This window comes from Halococcus saccharolyticus DSM 5350 (genome assembly GCF_000336915.1).
In the GTDB taxonomy this organism is placed as follows: Archaea; Halobacteriota; Halobacteria; order Halobacteriales; family Halococcaceae; genus Halococcus; species Halococcus saccharolyticus.
In genome coordinates this window covers 13,527-34,748 of the sequence record NZ_AOMD01000004.1, presented here as the reverse complement: position 1 = coordinate 34,748, position 21,222 = coordinate 13,527, and the positions used below count along the sequence as shown (strand labels likewise).

Annotated in this window: 23 protein-coding genes; 12 read left to right on the top strand and 11 right to left on the bottom strand. The window is 66.2% G+C overall.

Annotation, left to right across the window (positions count from 1 at the left end):
- Window positions 1-4 precede the first annotated feature (4 nt).
- Window positions 5-1,318 (bottom strand): MFS transporter, encoded by a 1,314-nt coding sequence (locus tag C449_RS01320; RefSeq protein WP_006076071.1) that lies wholly within the window; start codon window positions 1,316-1,318, stop codon window positions 5-7.
- A 224-nt stretch (window positions 1,319-1,542) separates the two neighbouring features.
- Here C449_RS01320 and C449_RS01315 point away from each other — a divergent pair, with 224 nt between their 5' ends.
- Together C449_RS01315 and C449_RS01310 are read left to right on the top strand one after the other, a co-directional pair.
- Window positions 1,543-1,770, top strand: a complete 228-nt coding sequence (locus tag C449_RS01315) for a hypothetical protein (RefSeq protein ID WP_006076070.1) — start codon at window positions 1,543-1,545, stop codon at window positions 1,768-1,770.
- An 89-nt stretch (window positions 1,771-1,859) separates the two neighbouring features.
- Window positions 1,860-2,876, top strand: a complete 1,017-nt coding sequence (locus tag C449_RS01310) for an ornithine cyclodeaminase family protein (protein WP_006076069.1) — start codon at window positions 1,860-1,862, stop codon at window positions 2,874-2,876.
- A gap of 27 nt (window positions 2,877-2,903) precedes the next feature.
- On the opposite strand, the gene C449_RS01305 is transcribed toward C449_RS01310, so the two are convergent.
- Window positions 2,904-3,950, bottom strand: a complete 1,047-nt coding sequence (locus C449_RS01305) for a presenilin family intramembrane aspartyl protease PSH (protein WP_006076068.1) — start codon at window positions 3,948-3,950, stop codon at window positions 2,904-2,906.
- Window positions 3,951-4,078: 128 nt separating this feature from the next.
- Here C449_RS01305 and C449_RS01300 point away from each other — a divergent pair, with 128 nt between their 5' ends.
- Entirely contained in the window at window positions 4,079-4,945 is an 867-nt protein-coding gene (locus C449_RS01300; RefSeq protein ID WP_006076067.1) for a YihY/virulence factor BrkB family protein, read from the top strand.
- A gap of 98 nt (window positions 4,946-5,043) precedes the next feature.
- Here the strand turns inward: C449_RS01300 and C449_RS01295 are convergent, their stop codons facing one another.
- The gene (locus tag C449_RS01295) at window positions 5,044-5,265 is read right to left on the bottom strand and encodes an H/ACA ribonucleoprotein complex subunit GAR1 (RefSeq protein ID WP_006076066.1); all 222 of its coding nucleotides are present in this window, start codon (window positions 5,263-5,265) and stop codon (window positions 5,044-5,046) included.
- Window positions 5,262-5,540 carry a signal recognition particle subunit SRP19 gene (gene srp19 / locus C449_RS01290; RefSeq protein ID WP_006076065.1) on the bottom strand — a complete coding sequence of 93 codons (279 nt, stop codon included), beginning with the start codon at window positions 5,538-5,540 and terminating at the stop codon, window positions 5,262-5,264. The genes C449_RS01295 and srp19 overlap by 4 nt, the downstream gene beginning before the upstream one ends.
- Window positions 5,541-5,757: 217 nt before the next feature.
- Here srp19 and C449_RS01285 point away from each other — a divergent pair, with 217 nt between their 5' ends.
- From C449_RS01285 to C449_RS01275, 3 genes are read left to right on the top strand one after another with little or no spacing between them, the layout of a single operon-like run.
- Complete coding sequence (locus C449_RS01285; protein WP_006076064.1) at window positions 5,758-7,632, top strand: cbb3-type cytochrome c oxidase subunit I; 1,875 nt, start codon at window positions 5,758-5,760, stop codon at window positions 7,630-7,632.
- Window positions 7,629-8,222 (top strand): FecR/PupR family sigma factor regulator, encoded by a 594-nt coding sequence (locus C449_RS01280; RefSeq protein ID WP_006076063.1) that lies wholly within the window; start codon window positions 7,629-7,631, stop codon window positions 8,220-8,222. The genes C449_RS01285 and C449_RS01280 overlap by 4 nt, the downstream gene beginning before the upstream one ends.
- Window positions 8,215-8,745 carry a hypothetical protein gene (locus C449_RS01275; RefSeq protein WP_006076062.1) on the top strand — a complete coding sequence of 177 codons (531 nt, stop codon included), beginning with the start codon at window positions 8,215-8,217 and terminating at the stop codon, window positions 8,743-8,745. Before C449_RS01280 ends, C449_RS01275 begins: the two co-directional genes overlap by 8 nt.
- A 27-nt stretch (window positions 8,746-8,772) precedes the next feature.
- Here the strand turns inward: C449_RS01275 and C449_RS01270 are convergent, their stop codons facing one another.
- On the bottom strand, window positions 8,773-9,312 hold the full coding sequence (locus C449_RS01270) for a DUF6789 family protein (RefSeq protein ID WP_006076061.1): 540 nt from the start codon (window positions 9,310-9,312) through the stop codon (window positions 8,773-8,775).
- Window positions 9,313-9,428: 116 nt separating this feature from the next.
- On the opposite strand from C449_RS01270, the gene coxB reads away from it, so the two are divergent.
- Complete coding sequence (coxB, locus tag C449_RS01265) at window positions 9,429-10,250, top strand: cytochrome c oxidase subunit II (RefSeq protein WP_049913802.1); 822 nt, start codon at window positions 9,429-9,431, stop codon at window positions 10,248-10,250.
- A gap of 26 nt (window positions 10,251-10,276) precedes the next feature.
- Here coxB and C449_RS01260 read toward each other — a convergent pair whose 3' ends face one another.
- The gene (locus tag C449_RS01260; protein WP_006076059.1) at window positions 10,277-11,956 is read right to left on the bottom strand and encodes a gamma-glutamyltransferase family protein; all 1,680 of its coding nucleotides are present in this window, start codon (window positions 11,954-11,956) and stop codon (window positions 10,277-10,279) included.
- A gap of 118 nt (window positions 11,957-12,074) precedes the next feature.
- Entirely contained in the window at window positions 12,075-12,941 is an 867-nt protein-coding gene (locus tag C449_RS01255) for a cytochrome c oxidase subunit 3 (RefSeq protein WP_006076058.1), read from the bottom strand.
- A gap of 147 nt (window positions 12,942-13,088) precedes the next feature.
- Between C449_RS01255 and C449_RS01250 the strand changes: the two genes are divergently transcribed.
- A complete protein-coding gene (locus C449_RS01250) occupies window positions 13,089-13,319 on the top strand; it encodes a hypothetical protein (protein WP_006076057.1) in 231 nt (76 codons plus the stop codon).
- Between the two features lie 24 nt (window positions 13,320-13,343).
- Here the strand turns inward: C449_RS01250 and C449_RS01245 are convergent, their stop codons facing one another.
- Complete coding sequence (locus tag C449_RS01245; protein ID WP_049913801.1) at window positions 13,344-13,640, bottom strand: DUF6684 family protein; 297 nt, start codon at window positions 13,638-13,640, stop codon at window positions 13,344-13,346.
- 135 nt (window positions 13,641-13,775) lie between these two features.
- Here C449_RS01245 and C449_RS01240 point away from each other — a divergent pair, with 135 nt between their 5' ends.
- On the top strand, window positions 13,776-15,641 hold the full coding sequence (locus C449_RS01240; RefSeq protein ID WP_006076055.1) for a glycoside hydrolase family 15 protein: 1,866 nt from the start codon (window positions 13,776-13,778) through the stop codon (window positions 15,639-15,641).
- Between the two features lie 22 nt (window positions 15,642-15,663).
- Here the strand turns inward: C449_RS01240 and C449_RS01235 are convergent, their stop codons facing one another.
- Window positions 15,664-17,013, bottom strand: a complete 1,350-nt coding sequence (locus C449_RS01235) for a PGF-CTERM-anchored ABC transporter substrate-binding protein (RefSeq protein WP_006076054.1) — start codon at window positions 17,011-17,013, stop codon at window positions 15,664-15,666.
- A gap of 58 nt (window positions 17,014-17,071) precedes the next feature.
- Here C449_RS01235 and btuC point away from each other — a divergent pair, with 58 nt between their 5' ends.
- Both btuC and C449_RS01225 read left to right on the top strand, forming a co-directional pair.
- A complete protein-coding gene (btuC, locus tag C449_RS01230; RefSeq protein ID WP_006076053.1) occupies window positions 17,072-18,181 on the top strand; it encodes a vitamin B12 ABC transporter permease BtuC in 1,110 nt (369 codons plus the stop codon).
- Window positions 18,178-19,419 (top strand): heme ABC transporter ATP-binding protein, encoded by a 1,242-nt coding sequence (locus C449_RS01225; protein ID WP_006076052.1) that lies wholly within the window; start codon window positions 18,178-18,180, stop codon window positions 19,417-19,419. The genes btuC and C449_RS01225 overlap by 4 nt, the downstream gene beginning before the upstream one ends.
- A gap of 2 nt (window positions 19,420-19,421) precedes the next feature.
- Here the strand turns inward: C449_RS01225 and C449_RS01220 are convergent, their stop codons facing one another.
- Together C449_RS01220 and C449_RS01215 are read right to left on the bottom strand one after the other, a co-directional pair.
- A complete protein-coding gene (locus C449_RS01220; RefSeq protein WP_006076051.1) occupies window positions 19,422-19,682 on the bottom strand; it encodes a hypothetical protein in 261 nt (86 codons plus the stop codon).
- A gap of 2 nt (window positions 19,683-19,684) precedes the next feature.
- Window positions 19,685-20,227 (bottom strand): PH domain-containing protein, encoded by a 543-nt coding sequence (locus C449_RS01215; protein WP_006076050.1) that lies wholly within the window; start codon window positions 20,225-20,227, stop codon window positions 19,685-19,687.
- A gap of 233 nt (window positions 20,228-20,460) precedes the next feature.
- Here C449_RS01215 and C449_RS01210 point away from each other — a divergent pair, with 233 nt between their 5' ends.
- Window positions 20,461-21,207 carry a polyprenol monophosphomannose synthase gene (locus tag C449_RS01210; RefSeq protein WP_006076049.1) on the top strand — a complete coding sequence of 249 codons (747 nt, stop codon included), beginning with the start codon at window positions 20,461-20,463 and terminating at the stop codon, window positions 21,205-21,207.
- Window positions 21,208-21,222: the final 15 nt, after the last annotated feature.

Genomic DNA, 21,222 nt, shown 5'->3' with positions numbered 1-21,222 from the left:
CCGGTCAGACCGTCGTGAGCGATCCCTCGGTACGGACGAGAACTGCCACGCCCAGCAGTGCCGCGAGCGCGCCGAACCCGGCGAGCGTGGCGAACAGTGCCGCCGGCGAGAGTGCAGTCAGGATCGCGCCGGCGATGGTCCCACCGAGCGCGCCGATCCCGAACACGCCGAGATAGGTATAGCCGTAGGAGATGCCACGCGCCTCGGGCGGGCTGAACTCCGCGATTGCGGCCTGGTAGAGCGGCTGGACGAAAAACAGGAAAAAGCCGAGTGCGGCCCCGACGATCAGGAGCGGAACGATCCCGGCCCGTGCCACGGGCAGGAAAAGGATGGCGAGCGCGCCGAGGACGCCGTAGCCGCCGGCGATCCCCGCCGCGGGCCGAATGTAGTCGGTGAGCCGTCCGCCAACGTACTGGCCGAGTACGCCGACCATCAGCAGCCCGGCGTAGAAGTACCGTTCTGGCTGGAGTTCGGAGCCGGCGATCTCGACGGGCTGGAACGCCGGGAACTTCGTGAGGATCTCAGGAAGGAAGGTGAGCACACCTCGATAGTAGAGTCCCGAGAGCATCGCCACCCCGAAAACGAGGACGAACACGCCCGTGAAGAGTGCTTTCGAGCTGGCGAGGAACTCACCGAACGACCTGATTCCACCGGTCTCCTCGCCCTCGCTTCGCTCGCGCTCACCGCCGTCAGCGGCCGCGTTCTCGACACCGTCTTCACTCGCGCCGACCGCTGCGGTCTCGTCGATGTCGGCCCGGAGCGCGAACAGTCCCGCGATCAGGGCGGGGATCGCGAGCAGGCCGACGACGGCGCGCCAGTCGAACGCCAGCAGCGCGACCGTGGTGGCGAGCGGTCCGAGCGCGATCCCGAGGTTGCCGGCCATCCCGTGGTACGCGAACGCGCTCCCGCGTTCGTGGACGCCCTTGCTGATCAGCGCGAGCCCCGAGGGGTGGTAGACGCTCGCCGCCGCGCCCCAGCAGACCAGCGCGAGCGCGATCACGACGACGCCGGGTGCGAGCCCGAGCAGGAGAAAGGAACCACCCATCCCGAACAAGCAGAGTGCGATCAGAGGCCGCGAGCCGTACGTGTCGGCGAGCACACCCGCCAGCAGCGCGCCGAGCCCGAACAGCGCGTAGCCCGCCGACACCACGACCCCAAGCGTGGCCGCGTTGACTGGGAACTCCGCGGAAAGCACTGCGATGGTGTCGAACTCCACGAGCCAGACCGAGACGAGGATCGGGATCGAGAGCTCGTAGGTGTGGACCATCGCGTGTGCACCCATCACGAGGCCGACGATTGCGCGGTCGTTCCCGTTCACACCTGTACTGCCCCGACGAGCGGTTTCAACCCATCGGTCGGGGCAACTCGTGGCTTCGCGTTGCCTCGCTCCCTATCCCGTCGGTGCCGACAACGGGACTGATCACGAGACGTTGCTCTATAACTTATGAGAAACTTCCTTGTAGAACGCTTCGCTCCTACGCAGGACCAACTACCCACCTATGGGAAACACTTATGTGGCACACGTCCATACGATAGTGTACAATGGCTCAGTACTACGATTACGTTCTCGGTCTCATCCCGCTCGCACTCGGCGGTATCACCGCGCTGCTCGCCGCCATCGGTGTCTCGATTACGGTTGCCGTCCCGCTCGCGGCGAGCGTCGCGGTCGCACTGATCGGCCACGGGATGTTCGTCCGGGCCCCGGGTGCCGAACCGGCTCCCGCACCTGCGCCACGGGCCGACGTTTCCTCGTTCGAATCCGCCGACTGAATCGCTCTCTTCTCGTTTTCGTCCTTTTACCGTTCTCTCATCCCTCCGAGCCACCAGCCATAAGCCGTCGCTCCGCCGAGGAACACACAATGACGCCGGCCACCGAACCCGACGAGACGCTGTTTCTCACGAGCGAGGAGTGTGCAGGCCTCGCGACGCCTGCGGAGTACGTCGCGGCGGTCCGGGAGGGCTACCGCCAGCGGGGCCACGGCGCACCAGCAGCTCCGCGGACGACGCTCAGAAACGACGATCCGCCGGGGATGTTGACGGGCTACACTGCCATCCTGCCCGAAACGGGCGCGATGGGCGGGTACACCTACGCTGCCGGGTTCGGCGATCACGATGCCCACTTCATGCTCCCGTTGTTCGACGCCGACTCGGGTGCGCCGCTCGCGCTGCTCGACGGCGCGAGTCTCAATCCATTCAAGACGGGTGCGGCGGGTGCGGTGGGAATCGACGCGCTCGCACGCGAGGACGCCACGACGCTCGCGGTCATCGGGAGCGGTGCGCAGGCCCGCGGGCAGCTCCGAGCGGCGGCCACAGTTCGGGAGTTCGACACCGTGAACGTCTACTCGCCGACTGCCGACCACCGCGAGTCGTTCGCCGCGACGATGAACGAACGTCTCGATCCCGCAGTGGCCGCGGTCGCTTCCAGCGCCGCCGCGGTCGAGGACGCCGACGTGATCATCACCGCGACGAACAGTCCGGAGCCGGTCTTCGACGGCGACCTCCTCGAAACCGGCGCGCACGTCACCGCGATGGGTCAGTACCACCCCGAGAAACACGAACTCGATGCGACGACCATCGAGCGCGCGACGTACGTCCCCGACCTTCGCGAGCGCGTCACCCAGGACGCAGGCTCGTTCATCCACGCGGTCGAGGAGGGCGTCGTCAGCGAGGACGCGATCCACGCCGAGTTGGGGGAGGTCGTCGCGGACGAGGCACCGGGCCGGGAGACCGACGATGAGATCACGGTGTTCGACTCGGGCGGGACGGGGATCGAAACCGTGGCGGCTGCTCACCTACTCTACGAGGCGGCCCGCGAGAAGGGGCTCGGCACGCCGATCGAGTTCTCGCCGGCGAGTCAGGCACTCACCGGCGAGTGACGGAGTGACGACAACCGCGAAAGTCGCTCAGACGTACGGTCCGAGACCGAGCGCGCGCACCAGCGGAATTCCAGCCGCGAGCGCACCGAGGAGGTAGCCGCCGACCGCGCCGCCATTGAGCAGCGGCAGACCGGCGTGTGCGCGACCTTGCAACACGAACCAGAGCAGCGCCACCAGCCCGCAGATCGTCCCGATCATCGCCGTGAGCGCGGGGAGGGTGAGCGCGAACCCGGCGACCAACGGCGGCGCGGGCGCGAACACCGCAGCGCTCGCGACCATCACGCCCGGCATCACCGCGTCGCCGAGACCGACGAAGAGAGCGTCGCGCTCGTCGAGGCCAGGCCGGTCGGCAGCGTTATCGTGGTTGGTGTCGGTCGATTCACCGGCCGCTTCGGTATCACCGCTCCCATCGGCTTCGACGGCCCGTTCGTCCGGATCGTCCGTCGTCGAGGGGCTGTCGTCGAGAAACGAATACGACAGGGTAAGCGGGATCACCAGCACGACCGGGAGTTTGAGGTCCATCACGCCGTCGGCGAGCGCGAGCATGTGCTCGGTGCCGTACACCGAGATGGCGTCGTAGACCGCGAGCGCTACGAGGAGGACGATCGCGGGGAGGAGGCCGAAACTGATACCGAAGAGTGCTGCCGCGCCGGCTCCCATCACGATCCCGGCGGCGTCGATCACGTACCACTCCGGATGGACGAGGAGGGCGATCACGAGCAGGCCAGCCGCGGCGAGCGCGAGCGGCGAGGTCGCGATTCCGGCGATCGACCAGCCGAGCGGGGCGGGCAGCAGTACTGAGAAGACGTACAACGAAACGAATCCGCTTGCGAGGACCACGAATCCCCGGAGTACCCAGTCCGCACCGACTTTGATCGTTCCGAGCATCGCCGCGGTGGCGACGAGGATCGCACCGAGGTAGATCGCGCTGTTCACCGGGTTCGAGGGGTTCTCCACCGCCTGGTAGCCCGCCGACTCGAACGGGCCGACGAGCGCGAGCGCGCCCACCTGGACCGCCAGAAAGATCGCGACCGTGGCTCCGCCGGCCGCGACGACCCGCCTGCGCTGGTGCATGACTGTTTCTTTCCCGGCGCACCCTTTGGGGTTTCGCTGCGGCCTCGTGGCTACCGAACGAGTGAAAACCGCGATAATGCGAAGAGTTAGGGTTTCACATACCCTCCGTTTCCGAGAGGCGTGAATCCGTGAACGTCCGCTCGTCCCGGCCGGCGAGGCTCGCTCGGGCGACGATCGCCGAGGTCCGCGAGAACCACCTCACCTTCATGGCGGGCAGTCTCGCGTTCTACGCGTTCGTCTCGCTGGTGCCGCTGTTCGTGCTGGCGTTCGTCGCGGCGTCGGTCGTCGGCGGCGAGGCGTTCGCGACGCAGATCACCGAACTGCTCGAATCGACGCTGACCGAGAGCGCGCGCGACCTCCTCGCGGACGTGCTGACCGACTCGTCGGGCCAGACCGGCGCATCAGTACTCGGGCTGGTGACGCTGCTGTGGAGCGCGCTCAAACTGTTTCGCGGGCTCGACATCGCGTTCGACGCGATCTACGGCGTGCGGCGGCCGAAGTCGTTGCTCGCCCAACTCCGCGACGGTGTGGTCGTCCTCGTCGGTGTCGGGTTCGCAGTCGGTGTGATCGTTGTCACCGGCGCGGCGCTCGCGCTCTTCCCTACAATCCCGTACGTCGAGGATTTTCACCCGCTGCTCCTCGTCGTCGGCCTCTCGCTGACCTTTCTGCCGCTGTATTACTTCTTACCGGACGTCGACGTCTCGATCGTCGAAGTGCTGCCGGGAACGGTGCTCGCCGCTCTCGGCTGGGCCGTCACCGAGTTCGCCTTCCAGTTCTACGTCGCCTACGCCGGTCGGTACGCCGCCTACGGCGTGATCGGTGGCGTCCTCCTCGTGTTGATCTGGCTCTACTACAGCGCCCTCGTACTCATGCTGGGCGCGGTCGTGAACGTCGTTCTCGCTGGGCGCTCCACCCATCTCGGCGACGAGCGTGCGCCGCTCGATGGCTCCCGCTCCGCCGACACCGCTCCCGACGGCGGGCGGTGGCGGTGGTGAGCGCGAGCAAAGCGAGCGCGAACGTCGGAAGACGCGCTTTGCTCGACTTTCGGGAATGAACGCGAACGAAGTGAGTGGAAACCGAGCGTTCGTCGCCGTTATTCGGCGTAGAGCCGGCTGCCGAGCAATAGCGCCGGCTCGTTCCGCGGGTCGACTGCGACATACGGCCGTTCGACCGGGCCGAACACATCGACCACTCGGCCCACGGTCGCGAGCTCCTGATCGCTGAGTTCGGTTCCGATGTCGGGATGTGTCTCGTCGGGACAGCGAACGATCGCGAGTCCCTGGGCGACCCGCACGACCTCGCCGGCGCGCTTCATTCGCGGAGGACAGCGACGTACGCCGCCACCGCCTGGAGGAGATCCGACTTGCCGGCGTCGTCGGCGTTCTCGATCAAGACTCGCCCGCGCGGTTCGTACTCGCGCGGATAGGTCTTCTCGCGTTCGATCACCACGTCGTATCCGACCTGGCCGGCGGCGCGTGCGATCTCGTCGACGGTCGGCTCCGGGACGGCCGACGATCGGGGGACCCGTCGGCCCTCGCTTCGGCTCAACTCCCGATCGAGGTAGGCGGGCCAGATGACGTTCTCGACCATACTGCCGCCTTCTTCGGGCGCGGCGTAACGTCTTCGGTCCGGCGTGCGGGGTGGTGACTCCCGGAAAGCGGTCGGGCCGTCCGCTGATTATTTGTCGATCGGCTCCGATATCCGTGTATGAACAGTGCGGCGTCCATCGGGAGTCTTGCCGCGGCGACGGTTGCGGTAGCAGGCGAACCAGTCCCGTCCTCGCTCTGCATCACCAACGACACCAACCATGTCTGAGGTGATCGTCGGGGTCGCCGCAGTCGGACTCGTCCTCGCCGTACTCGCGTGGCGGATCCACGCAAATCGCAAGACGGCTCCGCCAGAGCTGCCACAGCCAGATGGTGGTGAGCCGAACGGAGTGAGGCGATCCTCGTCGGGCCCCCGGTCCGACGGCGGGTACCTCCCCGAAAACCCCACCACCGAGACCGGCGCGGAGACCGAGGCCAAATCGGCTGGCCTCACGCGCTGGTTGACTACTGTCGATCACAAGGACATCGGGATCATGTACATCGTCTTTGGGACGATCGCGGGGCTGTGGGGCGGCACCGATGCGATGATGATCCGGACCGAGCTCCTGACGCCCGCGGCGGACCTCTGGACCGAGGGCACGTACAACGCCCTCTTCACCACCCACGGGCTCACGATGTTGATCCTGTTCGTCACACCCGTGTTCTTCGGGATGGCGAACTACTTCCTCCCCATCCTGATCGGGGCCGACGACCTCGCCTTCCCCCGGCTCAACGCGCTCAGTTTCTGGCTCCTCCCACCGGCGTTGCTCCTCATCCGCGGCGGTCTCGTGGTGAACCTCTTCGCGAAGTTCCTCGGCGTCTGGGTGCCGGTCGACGCGATCTCCTTTCTCTTCGAGATCAAACCGCCCGAGATCGGGTGGTACATGTACGCGCCGCTGTCGCTCCAGTCGGGCAACCCACAGGTCGACTTCCTCCTGCTCGGGCTCCATCTGAGTGGGATCTCAACCGTCCTCGCCTCGATCAACTTCATCATCACCGTGTTCGCCGAGCGCGACGAGGAGGTCTCGTGGGCCGATGTCGATCTGTTCACGTGGACGCTCGTGACGACGGCGGGGATCGCGCTGCTCGCGTTCTCGCTGCTCGGGGCCGCGCTCGTGATGCTGTTGCTCGATCGGAACTTCGGGACGACCTTCTTCGCGCTCGAAGGCGGTGGTCCCATCCTCTGGCAGCATATCTTCTGGTTCTGGGGCCATCCGGAGGTGTATATCATTGTGCTTCCGGGGTTCGGGCTGATGAGCACGATCCTGCCGAAGTTCGCGGGGCGGACGCTGTTCGGCCGGAAGTACGTGATCTACTCGACGTTCGCGATCGGGGTGCTCTCCTTTGGCGTCTGGGCTCATCACATGTTCTCGACCGGGATCGATCCCCGGATCCGGGCGAGCTTCATGGCGGTCTCGCTCGCGATCGCGATCCCGAGCGCGATCAAGGAGTTCAACTGGATCACCACGATCTGGAAAGGGAGAGTGAGACTTACCGCACCGATGATCTTCTGTGTCGGCGGGCTGAGTACGTTCGTGATCGGCGGGATCACGGGCGTGTTTCTCGCATCGATCCCCGTCGACCTGTTGTATCACGACACCTACTACGTCGTGGGCCACTTCCACATGATCCTGATGGGAATCATCCCGTTCATGATGATGGCAGCGGGGTACTACTGGTTCCCGATCCTCACCGAACGGATGTACGATCAGCCGCTCGCCCGCTTTCAGGCCGTCCTGATGGTGGTTGGCGTGATCGTGACCTTCGGCGCGATGTTGATCACCGGTGCGCTCGGACTGCCGCGGCGGTACGCGAGCTACCCCGCGGAGTTCGCGCCGCTGATGGAAATCACGACGATCGGGGCGTACGTCATCGGCATCAGCGTGCTGCTGTGGCTGTGGAACATGCTTAAGTCGTACTTCTGGGGCTCGCGGATCACTGAGGCCGACGTCTGGGACCTGAAAGAAGTCGGCCAGTTCACCCGCGAGTGGCAGCACTTCGAGGAACAGCTCCGCGAGCGCTACGCGGCCGATGGCTCCGGCAAGCGTGAGCATCATCGGGCCATACCCGACGGTACTGGCGAGGGAGACGAATGAGCGGCGACGACGAGCTGGAGGGCAGCGACGAGCAGGACTTCCGCGAGCACTTCGCGCCGGTCGCACGAAGCGTTCGACGAACGGTCACGAGCCGGACGATCCAGGTCTACGCGATCTCGTTCGTGGGCGTGGTGATCCTCTCCGCGAGTATCGGCCCCGCTGTCGTCGGCGCGTACGCCACCGTCCAGGAGGACTACGGGCTGTGTAGCGATCCCTATCTCGAAGTCTCCTCGGCGGAAGAGACTGCCGAACTCACCGCTGACAACGACGTTCCCGAGTTCGCCCGCCTCGACTACGACGAGCTATCGTCGGCCGAACAGCGTGCGTTCCGGGCGGCGCTCGCCTCTGCGAACGGCGTGAAACCGATCGAGGGGGATGTCGAGCACCGCTCGGCGTTCCGCGACGGCGCGATCGTCACCCATCAGGGAGAAGAACACTACGCGGTGATCGGGTCGCGCAACGACTGTGTCACGGACTCGTTTAGCCTCCCGCTGTCCATCGTGGGGCTGGTCGTGGGATCGGGAATGGTGATCGCGCCGGGACTGTGGCGGCTTCGCGGAAACGGGAACGGGGAGGCCGTCGATGAGTGAGTACGAACTCCACCGGCCACGGTTTTCGGCCACGACGCGGAACAACTGGGAGTTCCCGTCGGAAGCGGGCATCGACACCGACGATCTCTCGGCGGTTGCCGATCGGTTCCTGCTCTCGAAATCGGGGTTCGACGATCCCGACTCCTTCGAGGATCTCGCGCTGCCGGTCGTCACCGATCGAGGGGAGCTCAGCTACAATGCACTCTGGGCTGCGAAGCGTGGACCGTACGGTGTCGAGGGGATCGCGGACCTCGACGACGAGACCAGGGCGGACGTCGAGGCATTGATCGACGAACTCGGCCACGAGCAGTTCGAGGGGTTCGACGATGTCCGGCTTCCCGGTACATGGTCGGACGAAGAGCGTGCGGTGATGGCCACCGGAGACGGCGGCCGTAATAACGACGACAACGACGGCAGCGGGATCATCAGCGTGGGTCACGCGATACCGTCCTCGACGCGCGCCGCTGTCGGTCTCCTCTTTCTCGCCGGCACGTCAGTCGCGATCGATCGGCTCCGTCGGTAATGAATCGACGACCCGGCGCTGGGCCTCTCACTGGAACGTCGTTCCGACGAAGGCGACGTCGACGCGGGGTTCGGCGTACTCGAAGACCAACCCGAGGACGAACCCGTAGAGACACTGGCCGACGAACGTGAGTACGACGAAGAGGAGGAGATCGGTGCCGGTCTGGCCCGAATAGAAGGCGATCGAGAAGCCGGCCCACCCGATGGCCGCGAAGGTGATCCCGCTGACCGCCATCCGCCAGCCGGGGAGGTAGTGATGGAGCGCGGCGAACAGGAACGGCCACGTCGTCATCCCGCCGCCGACGAAGATGAGGTAGCCGACCAGTGGGTTGCCCTCGCCCACGATCGGGTCGCCGATTCCGGCGAGTCCCGCGAGTTCGCCGAACTGGGCGGGTTCGAACGCGCCGAGAACGATCGCGATATAGAGGACGATCGAGAACGCGAGCGTGCCGAGCCCGCCGGCGATCGCGCCGACGACCCCGCCGACGACGATCCGTCTGAGGTCCGCGAGCGCTGCGGATTCGGGTTGGCCCGTCACCCGTTCGATGAGGGACCCAGCGTTGACCATGACTGCTCTTCGACCCCCGGGCGCAAAAAGACACCCACCACGATTCTCACCCTGCGTTCGCGGTACCGGCAGCCGCTGACAGTAGATACTTGTGCGTTCCCCGCGAGGATCGTCCAATGGCACGCAGGCGCGCGAAAGCGGGAGGCATGTTCGCCGTCGCGCTGTTCGCCGTCGCCGTCGAGCCGGCCGCGGCCCAGTCGATCAATCGGGCGCTGATCCAAAATCTGAATCGGCAGCTGCTGTACGTCGCCGCGCCGATCGCGATCCTGGTCGAGACCATCCTCTTCTATGCGGTCTGGAAACACCGCAACAACCGGGACCCCTCGCCGACCAAGGAGAACCGATCGCTCGAGATCACGTGGACCATCGCGACCGCGATCATCCTGCTATTCGTCGGGTTCGCGTCGTACAACGTCCTCCTGAGCCCGTACATCTCGCCGACTCTCGGCGACGCCGAGATCCAGACGAACGCCTCCGAACAAGCCCTCCAGGGGGCGGCCGTCCCCGACGATCCGAACGCGACCGAGGTCGAGGTGATCGCGTACCGCTGGGGCTGGGAGTTCGTCTATCCCGAGGCGAACGTCACCACCCACAACACCACGGTCGTGCCGGCGAACACCGACATCTACTACCATCTCACCGCTCGTGAGGTGATCCACGCGTTCCACGCACCCGAACTCGGACTGAAACAGGACGCGGTCCCGGGTGAGTACAACACCATCCGGACGAACGTCGGCGAGACCGGCGAGTACCGGGTCTACTGCTCGGAGTTCTGCGGCGCGGGCCACTCCCGGATGTACGCGAACCTCACGGTGGTGAGTCAGGATCGGTATCAGTCCTGGCTCGACGAGCAGCGAGCCGGCAATGACCCCGAAGCGACCAACACCACGAACGTTTCGTCGACGAACGGCTCCGCAGCCCGACCCGCGCCGGCCTGAATCGGAGCGGGCGCGACCTGCCGCCGTCAGAACCCGGCGACCGACCCGTCCTTCCGGGGTTCGGTCGCACCCGAAAGCACACCATCCCGGTTTCTGGCGATCTGCGCGCCGCCGAACAGCGACGGCGCGAGCACGCGGACGTCGTGACCCATCCGGGCGAGCTTCGTCGCGAGTGTGCCGTCGATCCGTCCCTCGACCGCGAGCGAGCCGTCCTCACGGTAGCGCCACCGTGGGCGGTCGAGCGCGGCCTGGAGCGGGAGGTCGTAATCGACGAGGTTCGAGACGACCTGGACGTGGCCCTGTGGCTGCATGTACCCGCCCATGACGCCGAACGCCGCCCAGTCGTCCTCCGGAGAATCGGGCGCGAGATCGATGATACCGGGGATCAGCGTGTGGAACGGCCGTTTGCCGGGTTCGAGGCTGTTCGGGTGGTCGGGATCGAGCGAGAACGACGCGCCGCGGTTCTGGAGGGCGATCCCGGTATCGCCGGCGACCAGCCCGGAGCCGAACCCGGCGAACCGGGAGTTGATGAACGAAACGACGTTGCCTGCGTCGTCGGCGACACAGAGCAGGACGGTGTCGGCGTCCTCGGCGCGTGCGTCGGGGACGCCGAAGCTCACGTCGCTCGCGGTCGCGTCGACGTCCGCGGCGCGCCGCCGCGCCCATTCGCTGGAGGTGAGCGGCGGGACGTCCTCGTAGGCGGGATCGGTGATATAGCGGTGGCCGTCGTGGAACGCGCGTTTCGTGGCCTCCGCGAAGTAGTGGACGCGCTCGGGCGAGTCGAGGGGGTACTCGCCCGCATCGATCTCCGCCGCAATGTTGAGCGCTTCGAGCGCGATCAGCCCCTGGTTGTTCGGTGGGAGTTCGTACACCTCGGCCCCGTTGTACCGTGTCGAGACGGGGTCGGGGAACTCGGGTTCGAAGGCCGCGAGATCGTCGACGGTGAGGAAGCCGCCCTTCGATTGGACTTCGTTCGCGATTTCCTCGCCGATTTCGCCATTGTACACCACGTCAGCCCCCTGTTCGGCGATCATCCGGAGGCTCTCGCCGAGACGGGGCAGGCGCATTCGTTCGCCGACACTGGGTGCGGATCCGTTCTTCAGGTAGGCGTCGGCGGCGTTCGCGTCGGTGAACAGCTCCTCCGCCGCCTGCCAGTGGTGAGCGATGATCTCCGAAACGGGATACCCCTCGGTCGCGTAGCGGATCGCGGGTTGGAGGACCTCGCCGAGCGATCGACGACCGTGGCGCTCGACGGTCGCCTCCCACCCCCGAGCGGTGCCAGGGACGGTGACAGCGTGGGGACCGAGAAACGGCATTTCGATCTCGGCGGCGGTGTCGCTGCCGTCGACCGCGTACCCGCGCTCGCTGGGGTACCAATCGTCGGCGTCGTCGTGCTCGCGGACCGAGGTCCGGACGTTTTCGATCGTCGCCTCGGCGGGTGCACCGCCACAGGCCCGCATCGCACCGGTCTCGCCGTCCGCAGTCCGGTAGAGTGCGAACGCGTCGCCACCCAGCCCCGTGCTCGTCGGCTCAACCACGTTGAGCGCGGCGGCGGTGGCGACGGCGGCGTCGAACGCGTTGCCGCCGTTGCGGAGGATCTCGACGCCGGCTTCGGCGGCGAGCGGCTGGCTGGTGGCGACGATGCCGCGATCGGCGTAGACGGTCGATCGGCGCGAGGTGAACCGGTCGAGGTCTGGTTCGGGCACACGATAGCTCGAACCGGTATCGACCTAAAGCATCCGGTGGTTCAGATCGGGAGAATGCTGTCGACCGGCATACAAGAATACAAAGACGCGATTCCTGGTTCCTGCGGGATACAGGTCGTCAGAGGACCGGTGTGACCGACGCGCCGACGTAGAGGACGGCGACGAGGAACACCCAGACGACGTCGACGAAATGCCAGTACAGCGAAACCGTCGCGATCGAAGTGTCACGACCGGGCTCGTACTGGCCGAGGTGCGCACGCACGACGAGGATTCCGAGCAGGATCGTCCCGAGCGCGACGTGGAGACCGTGGAGCCCGGTGAGGCCGTAGAAGGCGCTCCCGAAGATCCCCGACGCGATCGTGAACCCCTCGCCGACGATGAGGTCGTGATACTCGTAGATCTGCCCCGCGACGAACAGCAGGCCGAGCACGAACGTCGTCACGAGCAGGAACCCGAACCGTCGCCGATTACCCTTTTCGAGCGCCGAGTGAGCGAAGTGTAGCGTGAAACTGCTCACCACGAGGAGCGCGGTGTTCACGACCAACACCGTGGTCAGTAGTTCGGGGATCTCGCCGGGCGGCCAGCCGCCCGCCCGGATGAAGAAGTAGTAGATGAACCCGCCGGCGAACGTGAACACGTCGGTCGCGAGGAAGAGGTACATCGCGCCCCGGAGCGATCCCGGCTCGCGTTCGTCCGTCGAGCGTGTCCAGAAATCCGCGACGAACCCCTGGTACAGCCAGCCGAACAGCCCAGCGAGGAAGACGAGCGCACCGCCGCCGAACACTACCGGCCCGACGAACCCGGGAATGATCGCGACCTCGCCGTGGCCGAGAAAGTACAGCCCGGCCCCGAGATACAGCCCGGTGGCCCCGATCGCACAGACGATCGGCCACCACGTCGCCTCGTCGCGGCCGAGCGGGAAATCCATCCCGACCGGCGGATCGTGGGCGTCCGTGTCCTCGCCAGTGTCGGTTGCCGTTCCCATGTCATCGGGTTGGACGCAGTCCGGCAAAAAGACCCCGCCTGCGCCCCGCTATCGTTCCGTGGCCCGTCGTCCGTGGCTCATTTCTCCCCTCCTTCTTCGGACGGGCGATTTATCTCCCCGGCCGTCGGACTCGAAACGACGCCATCGATGACGTCCACACCGAACACCGCCGTCGTCGCGTCGCCCTCGTGGCGGGTCGCGATCGGGCTGATCGCCGCAACGGTGGGTTACCTCGTCGTCCTCCTCGGTGTTGGGCTCTCCGCGTGGGGCGGGATCGACGCCGTGTATCGCGTCCCGGTTCTCGCCATCCCCGTCGCGGGCCTCGTGCTCGCCGTCGCTGGCGGCGTGTTGATCCAGCGCGAACGCTCGGCCGACTGAACGACTCCGCGACGCTGCGGCCGATCACCCCTCGTCCTCGTCGGGCTCCTCGCCGGTGACGAGGGCGGTGATCGCCCTGGCGGTCTCGGAGTGGCCCGTCCGTTCGCTCTCGGCGATGATTCGGCCGGTGAAATACGTGATGCCCACGAGCGCGACGAACGGCACCACGAGCAGTGCCTGACTGACGAGCCTCGCGACCGGAGCCGGGCCGCCAACGGTGGTCCCGGCGAACAGGAGAATGAAAAACAGCAACATCCCGAGCGGGATGAAGTTGACCGTGAGATCGAGCAGCGTTTCGCGGTCGAAGACACGCTCTGCCATCGACCTGACGTAACCCCCGGAGCGGTATGTACCTACCGAGAGACACGCCGAAACCGGACCGTCGACCGACTCGGTTCTGGCCATCGTATCGGACGCAAGGATGAGCTATTTGTGGCCCCTCCATCCACACGACGCATGGCATTCACGCAGATCGAGGACTACGGCGTCATCGGGAACCTCGAAACCTGCCCGTTGATCGGGAACGATGGTTCGATCGACTGGTGTTGTTTCCCCCACATCGAGTCGTCGAGCGTCTTTGCCGGCATCCTCGACGACGACGGCGGTGGCCATTTCGCCATTCAGCCCAGTGGCGAGTTCGAGTCGGCACAGGAGTACGTCACCCGGACGAACGTGCTCCGGACGACCTTCGAAACTGACTCGGGAACGATGACGCTGACCGATTTCATGCCTGTGGTCGACGGAGTGGAGCTCGGCCACACTACGAGCGCGATCTACCGGAAGGTGACCTGTACTGAGGGCACGATCGAACTGGATGCCACGTTCGAGCCCCGGTTCGACTACGATCGTGTCGGAACCACGGTCGAGCAGACCAGCGAGGGTGTCATCGCACGCGGTAACGGCGAACAGCTCTACCTCTGGAGTCCGGCGGACTTCGAGTCCTCGGAGGGTGAGGAAGAACACGCCGAGGCAACCGAAACCCTCCGCGCCGACGAGACGATGTGGTTCGTGCTCCAGTACAACGACCGCGAGCCGATCGACGCCGCCGACTGTGCGGCGCTGCTACGCGAGACCATCGATTACTGGCAGGACTGGACTCACCAGTGTCTCGACGCATCGGGCTGCCCGTTCGAAGGCCCCTACCACGACGACGTGATCCGATCGGGGCTCGTGCTCCGGCTCTTGATGAACCCCCAGACCCACGCTATCGCGGCCGCGCCCACCACCTCGCTGCCCGAGGAGGTCGGCGGCGTTCGCAACTGGGATTACCGCTACGCGTGGATCCGGGACGTCTCCTACACCATCCAGGCACTCAACGAACTCGGCCACGAACGCGAAGCCCGCAACGGGTTCGACTGGTGTCTCACGATGTGTCACAAGGACGATCCGGGCGAGATCGGCCACCCGCTGTACGGCCTCCACTACCCGCCCGAGATGGTCGAGGAGGAGTTGGATCACTTCTCGGGCTACCGTCACTCCAAACCCGTGCGCATCGGCAACGCGGCCGGCGACCAGCAGCAACTCGACACCTACGGCGAACTCATCACCGCGATCTACACCGCGACCGACTACGGCGAGGAGATCTTCGCGGGCGAGTGGGAGGTCATTGAGGAGGTGATCGATCACGTCTCCGGGGTCTGGACGAACAAGGACAAGGGCATCTGGGAGGTCCGCAGCGAGCCCAAGCATGTCGTCCACTCGAAAGCGCTTTGCTGGGCGGCGCTCGACAGGGGGATCAAGATCGCCGAAGACAACGATTTCGACGCCCCGATCGACCGCTGGAAAGGCGAGCGTGATACGATCCGTGAAACCGTCCTCGAAGAGGGGTTCGACGAGGAACTCGGCTGCTTCACCCAGACGTTCGAGGGTGAAACCGTCGATGCGGCCGCACTGAGACTCGGCAGCGTCGGCTTGCTCCCGTTCGACGACGACCGGATGCAGAGCACGATCGACGCCGTGATGGATCACCTCATGACTGACGAGGGCCTCGTGATGCGCTACGAGGGCGACGACGGCCTTCCCGGCGAGGAGGGAGCGTTCGTGCTGTGCTCGTACTGGCTGGTCGAATGTCTCGCGCTCTCCGGACGTGTCGAGGAAGCCCACGACGTTTTCGAGAGCGCGACGGAGCATCTGAGCCCGATCGGGCTGTTCGCCGAGGAGATCGATCCCGAAACCGGCGAGCACCGTGGCAACTTCCCGCAGGCGTTCAGCCACATCGGGCTCATCAACGCCGTGCTCTATCTCAACCAGGCCGAGCCGGGCGAGACGCTTGATCCGATCGGCAGGGGAGCGACCGAGATCACCACTGATTCGAAAAGCTAGCTCTGGATGCCCTGAAGCGACGTTATCGTCCGTTTCTCCCGACCACGAGCAACGTTCCGGCGAGTACTGCGATGACTGCGACCGCGGGCCCGAAGCCAGGACCGCTACCCGAGCTGGTCGTCGTCGCATTCCCGCTATCGCCGGTCGTGGCCGCTCCAGCATCGTCGGCCGTGGCGGTCGCTTCCTCGGTCGTCGCGTCGCCGGTTTCGGTCGAAGTCGTGTCGCCGGTCGTTCCGTCAGCAGTTGATTCAGTCATCGTCGTCCCGTCGGTCGCTCCAGCGGCCGTCTCGTTGCCGTCGATCGTTTCGTTGCTGTCGGTGGCCGTCGTGTTTCCACCGTCGGTCGCAGCCGCAGTCGCGTTCGCCGCCGTGAGGTTCGCGGGGCCGATGGCGGAGTCAGTAAGGTTCGCCCCTTCGATCGCGTCGGGATGGAGCTGCCGGGCCATTTCCATCAACGGCAGCATCACTCGGGGTGCGGGCTGGTTGACGTAGCTGTTGTTTACGACGATGGTCTGATTCTCCTGGATGGCGGTCGTGTCCGCCCACGGCGTGCCGTTGGGTATCGCCGTCGGGCTAGAGACGACAAGCCACTCGGGGTCGCGTTGGGCGATCACCTCGTCGCTGATCTGCTTGTATCCCTCGATGCTGGCGTTCGCTGCGAGGTTGGTCCCGCCGGCGGTCTCGATCATCGAGCCGATGAACGTGTTGTTGCCCGCGACGTACCCACCACCAAGCAGGTAGAGCGTCTGTGGCCTGGACTCGTTGGCAACCGCGTTGCGGATCGACTCGACGTGGGAATCCATCGTGTCCGCGATGCGGTTCGCGCCCTCGCACGCACCGACGAGTTCGCCGGTGAGCCGAGTCTTCTCGGAGACATCCTCGATCGATCCGGCAAAGCCGAACTTGAACACGGTCAGTCCGGCGCTACGAAGGCTTTCGACCGTCTCGTTCGGGATCACGTTCGGCGCGAGCACGAGATCGGGTTCGAGCCCTACCACCGCCTCGACGTTGGCGTACTGCTGCCCCGCGCCCGAGACGTTCGTCCGCGTCTCGGCTCCCTCGAGGTAGCTGGCGTACTTCGTGAGTCCTACTACCTTCTCGCGTGCACCGATCTCCCACATCGTCTGGGCGGCGCTCGGTGAGAGCGTGACGACTGATTCCGGTTCGTCCTCGACGGTGATTTCGGTCCCGGTCGCGTCGGTCGCCGTCGTCGGGAACGAACAGGTCGCCTGCTGAACGTCGGGTGCCGTCGGCCCACCGATCCTTTCGGTCGTGGTCCCTGCGGTCGCTGCGCTGGTCGTCGCCGCGGCCGGCCCGACTGCACTGAGCAGTACCACCGCCGCGAGAATCATCGAAAAGACGTCTGTTCGCATGAACGAACGGTGCAAGCGACACAATAAATATTTACCTAAAGCAACCCGGGTTGCAGCCATGGGAACGGGGACGCGAACCGGATCCGAAACTGCCGCGGCCACGGAGGCAAACGCCGATGTGGACGCCAACCCCGATGCGGACGCGGCGGCGTCGGGCGTGCTTCGACGCGCGGTCGCGTGGTCGGTCGGCCTTGCGATCGCGTTGATCGCGGTGGTGCTCGCCGGCGCGACGGTCGGGCCGGTCGGGATCGAGTACGGCGTGGTCGCGAAGGTCGTGCTCGACGCGCTTCCGTGGTTCTCGGTTCGCGTTCCCGAAACCGCAGCGACCATCGTTCTTGGCATCCGACTGCCCCGGATCGCGCTCGCGGCGGTCGTGGGGTGTGCGCTCGGCGGTGCGGGCACCGTGATGCAGGGGTTTTTCCGGAACCCGATGGCCGATCCGTCGATCATCGGAGTTTCGACTGGTGCGGCGGTCGGCGCGGTCGCGTCGATCGTTTTCCCGCTCGCGATCCCGTTCGGACTCGGCCTCCAGGGTGCGGCCTTCGCCGGCGCGCTGATCGCGGCGTTCGGGGTCTACCTGATCGCCACCGAGGGTGGCCGGACACCGGTGGCGACCCTGCTACTCGCGGGCGTTGCGATTCAGACGTTTCTGGGAGCGGTGATTTCGTACATGCTGGTCCAATCGGGTGAGAGCCTCCGACAGGTGACCTACTGGCTGATGGGTCACCTCCACAACGCGGGCTGGGACGAGGTCACGACCACCCTGCCGGTCGTCGTCCTCGCCTTCGTCGTCCTGCTCGCGTACAGCCGCGATCTCAACGTCCTCCTGCTCGGAGAGAGCGACGCTCACTCGCTGGGAATCGAAGTCGAGCGCACCAAGCGGGTGTTGCTCGCGGTGTCGAGCGTGCTGACGGCGGCCGCGGTCGCGGTTTCGGGTGTGATCGGGTTCGTGGGACTGATCGTTCCCCACGTGATGCGGCTGCTCGTCGGCCCCGACCACCGGATCCTGTTGCCGACCAGTACGCTCGCCGGCGGGGGCTTCCTCGTCGCTGCCGACACTCTCGCTCGATCGGGGCCCGCCGAGCTCCCCGTCGGGATCGTGACCGCGGCGGTCGGCGCGCCATTTTTCCTCTACTTGCTCCGCCGCCAGGAGGTCCACGCGCTGTGATCGACGTCGAGGACCTCTCGGTCGGGTTCGGCGACGTGGAGGCCGTGAGCGACGCCACCCTCACCGTCGACCGTGGCGAGATCGTGGGGCTGGTCGGGCCGAACGGGGCGGGAAAGACGACTCTCCTGGGTGCGATCAACGGACTGGTCGATCCCACCGACGGGAGTGTTCGCATCGCTGGCGACGACGTTGCGGAGCTCTCGGCGCGTGCGATCGCCCGCCGGGTCGCGACGGTTCCACAGGAGACGAGCCTCTCGTTTTCCTTTCCGGTCCGTGAGGTGGTGGCGATGGGCCGAACGGCTTACCGTTCGCGGTTCGAGCGAGCCTCGGCGACCGATCGCGAGCACACCCGGCGCGCGATGGAGCGCACAGGTATAAAGCGCTTCGCCGACCGCGCTATCGACGAAGTCAGCGGCGGCGAGCGCCAGCGCGTGGTGCTCGCCCGAGCGCTCTGTCAGGACCCCGAAGCCCTCCTTCTCGACGAGCCGACCGCCAGCCTCGATATCAATCACCAGGTCCGCACGCTGTCGCTCGTCCGGGAGTTCGTCGCCGATGGTCGAGCGGCGCTGTGTGCGATCCACGACCTCTCGCTCGCCGCCCGGTTCTGTGATCGGCTCGCGTTGCTCGCCGACGGTCGCGTGGTCGCCACCGGCTCCCCCGAGGCGGTGCTGACAGAGGCCCACGTCGAGCGCGCGTTCGACGCCGATGCTGCCGTGACCCGCCACCCCGTCACGGGAGCGGTCGACGTGACCGCGACGACCGGTGGAGCAGAGCGCGACAGCCGGGTTCACGTCCTCGGCGGCGGACGGATGGCCGCACGGGCCATCGCCACGCTCGCCGAGGCCGGGTTTACGATTTCGGCGGGCGTCCTTCCGAGTGGCGACGTTGCGACCGAGGCCGCCACCGCCCACGGCGTCGAGACTGTCACCGCGGAGCCGTTCGCACCGATCGACGAACGCACCCGCGAACGGGCTGCGGGAGCGGTTCGGGAGGCTGACGTCGTGGTGCTGGCCGGGGTCGCCGAGGGAACGAACCGCGGGCTCGCCGCCGAAGCCGGACGAGTGGTGATCGTCGAGAATGGGCTGTCGAACGCGGAACCACGAGCGACCACCGGCGCGTTCGACGAGCGCCTTCGGCCCGCGTGTGTCGTCGATGTTGAGAGGCTACCTGCCGGCGTTGAGAGGGCGATCCAGGCCACGGCCGATCCGGAACAGCCCGAGGCAGCGGCCGACGACTGAGCTCACTCGTCGATGTACCGATCGTAGAGCAGATCAGCGATCCGTATGGCGATCATGAGTGGCGGGAAGATCGAGAACGCCGCCAGCAACGCCAGCGTTAGCTCCCGGCTCGATGGGACTCCGGTCGCGGTGAGAAGATCGACGTATGCGGACAGTACCTCGTGGAACAGTGCAAAGAGAGGAACGAACACCACGACGACGGTGACGAGCCTGATCACGGTTCGTGGATCGACGCCGTAGATCGATCGGGGCGGTCGCGACACGGTTACGATGTGGGACGACCCGCGCTCGCCACCTCGCGCTCGGTCCCGCTGGCTGCCGACTCGCTGAGCTGTGTGGTCACCAGCCCGTTCACGTGCTCCGGGTCGGGAACGTTGCTGAGTGCGAGGTTCACGCCACCAGAACCGGCGGTGTAGACTGCGATGTCGCCGTACGAGAACGTGCGTTCGATCAACGACTGATCGAAGGCGGTGTTCTGGACTCGCCCGATCGGAACTCGCGTGACCGACAGCGAGAACACGCCGGACTTCTCGTAGATCGCCTTCGTCGTGAACACGTACCGGGTGCTCCACCGCGAGAGATACGCCCACGCGACGATCGCGAGCCCGATCGGGACGAGGACGAGCGCGAACTGCTCAGGTACCCGCGGAACCTCGACCTCGCGCGAGAGCCACACGCCGACCATGCTCAGGCCGAACCCGATCGCCATCGGAAGCGTCGCCGGGGCGAGGCTCGGTGTCCCGGCCCAGAGCACCTCCTCTCCAGGGGTGAGGGGGAGCCAGTCGGTCGATTCGACGCCCGAGGTCATCCCCCGAAACCACGGCGAGCACGGACTTACGCGTTTTCGTCCGTCGTCGGGGTGGGGATACCGGTCGAAGCGTACGATCCAAGGACGAGCGGTTTTTATCCCTCGGCGCGGGAGGGTCGCTACGATCGAATGCAACGCATAGCGCCCGGTGGTGTGCCGACGACGCGAACCCCGAGCCGGAGATCGGCCGAGGGAGCCACAGCCGCCGGCTGGATGGGGGTGGCCGAGGAACCGTGACGGGGTCGCGATCGGTCTCGATCATCATTCCGACCTACAACGAGCGCGAGAACATCGAGCGCGTCGTCGACCGATGTCGGGCGGCGCTTGCGGACTACCGTTTCGAGATCGTGGTCGTCGACGACGACTCGCCCGACAAGACGTGGCAGCTCGTCGCCGACGCGTACGAGGGGGCAGAAGCGGTGCGGATCGTCCGCCGCACCGAGGAATCCGGCCTGGCAACCGCGGTTTCACGCGGGTTCGACGAAGCGACCGCCGAGCTGTGTGCGGTCATCGACGCCGATCTCCAGCATCCGCCCGAGAAGCTCCCCGCACTCATCGAGGCGTTCGACACCGGCGCGGACATCGTGATCGGGAGTCGCCACGTCGCCGGCGGTGGTGTCGAGAACTGGTCGCTGCTCCGCCGGATCGTCAGCCGCGGCGCGATGACGATCACCAAGCTCGCACTTGCCCCGACACGCGGTATCTCGGACCCAATGAGCGGGTTTTTCGCCATCCGACGCGAGATCATCGACGGCGTTGCGCTCGCGCCCACCGGCTACAAGATCCTGCTCGAAGTCCTGATGAAATGTGAGTACGACCGGATCGCGGAGGTGCCGTACGTGTTCACCGAACGCGAGCGCGGCGAGTCGAAACTGACTGCCGACGAGTATCTCGGCTTCCTCGCGCATATCTACGACCTCCGGCGCAACGGCTACGCCGAACGCGAGCGGGACGTTCCGGTTTCAGTCGAGAGTCCGTAGCCGCGCCGGAGCCCT

Coding starts and splice junctions, on each gene's coding strand:
- C449_RS01315 (WP_006076070.1), top strand. CDS start 1,543: ATGGCTCAGTACTACGATTACGTTCTCGGTCTCATCCCGCTCGCACTC.
- C449_RS01310 (WP_006076069.1), top strand. CDS start 1,860: ATGACGCCGGCCACCGAACCCGACGAGACGCTGTTTCTCACGAGCGAG.
- C449_RS01305 (WP_006076068.1), bottom strand. CDS start 3,950: ATGCACCAGCGCAGGCGGGTCGTCGCGGCCGGCGGAGCCACGGTCGCG.
- C449_RS01295 (WP_006076066.1), bottom strand. CDS start 5,265: ATGAAGCGCGCCGGCGAGGTCGTGCGGGTCGCCCAGGGACTCGCGATC.
- srp19 (WP_006076065.1), bottom strand. CDS start 5,540: ATGGTCGAGAACGTCATCTGGCCCGCCTACCTCGATCGGGAGTTGAGC.
- C449_RS01285 (WP_006076064.1), top strand. CDS start 5,758: ATGTCTGAGGTGATCGTCGGGGTCGCCGCAGTCGGACTCGTCCTCGCC.
- C449_RS01280 (WP_006076063.1), top strand. CDS start 7,629: ATGAGCGGCGACGACGAGCTGGAGGGCAGCGACGAGCAGGACTTCCGC.
- C449_RS01275 (WP_006076062.1), top strand. CDS start 8,215: ATGAGTGAGTACGAACTCCACCGGCCACGGTTTTCGGCCACGACGCGG.
- C449_RS01270 (WP_006076061.1), bottom strand. CDS start 9,312: ATGGTCAACGCTGGGTCCCTCATCGAACGGGTGACGGGCCAACCCGAA.
- coxB (WP_049913802.1), top strand. CDS start 9,429: ATGGCACGCAGGCGCGCGAAAGCGGGAGGCATGTTCGCCGTCGCGCTG.
- C449_RS01255 (WP_006076058.1), bottom strand. CDS start 12,941: ATGGGAACGGCAACCGACACTGGCGAGGACACGGACGCCCACGATCCG.
- C449_RS01250 (WP_006076057.1), top strand. CDS start 13,089: ATGACGTCCACACCGAACACCGCCGTCGTCGCGTCGCCCTCGTGGCGG.
- C449_RS01245 (WP_049913801.1), bottom strand. CDS start 13,640: ATGGCAGAGCGTGTCTTCGACCGCGAAACGCTGCTCGATCTCACGGTC.
- C449_RS01240 (WP_006076055.1), top strand. CDS start 13,776: ATGGCATTCACGCAGATCGAGGACTACGGCGTCATCGGGAACCTCGAA.
- C449_RS01235 (WP_006076054.1), bottom strand. CDS start 17,013: ATGCGAACAGACGTCTTTTCGATGATTCTCGCGGCGGTGGTACTGCTC.
- btuC (WP_006076053.1), top strand. CDS start 17,072: ATGGGAACGGGGACGCGAACCGGATCCGAAACTGCCGCGGCCACGGAG.
- C449_RS01215 (WP_006076050.1), bottom strand. CDS start 20,227: ATGACCTCGGGCGTCGAATCGACCGACTGGCTCCCCCTCACCCCTGGA.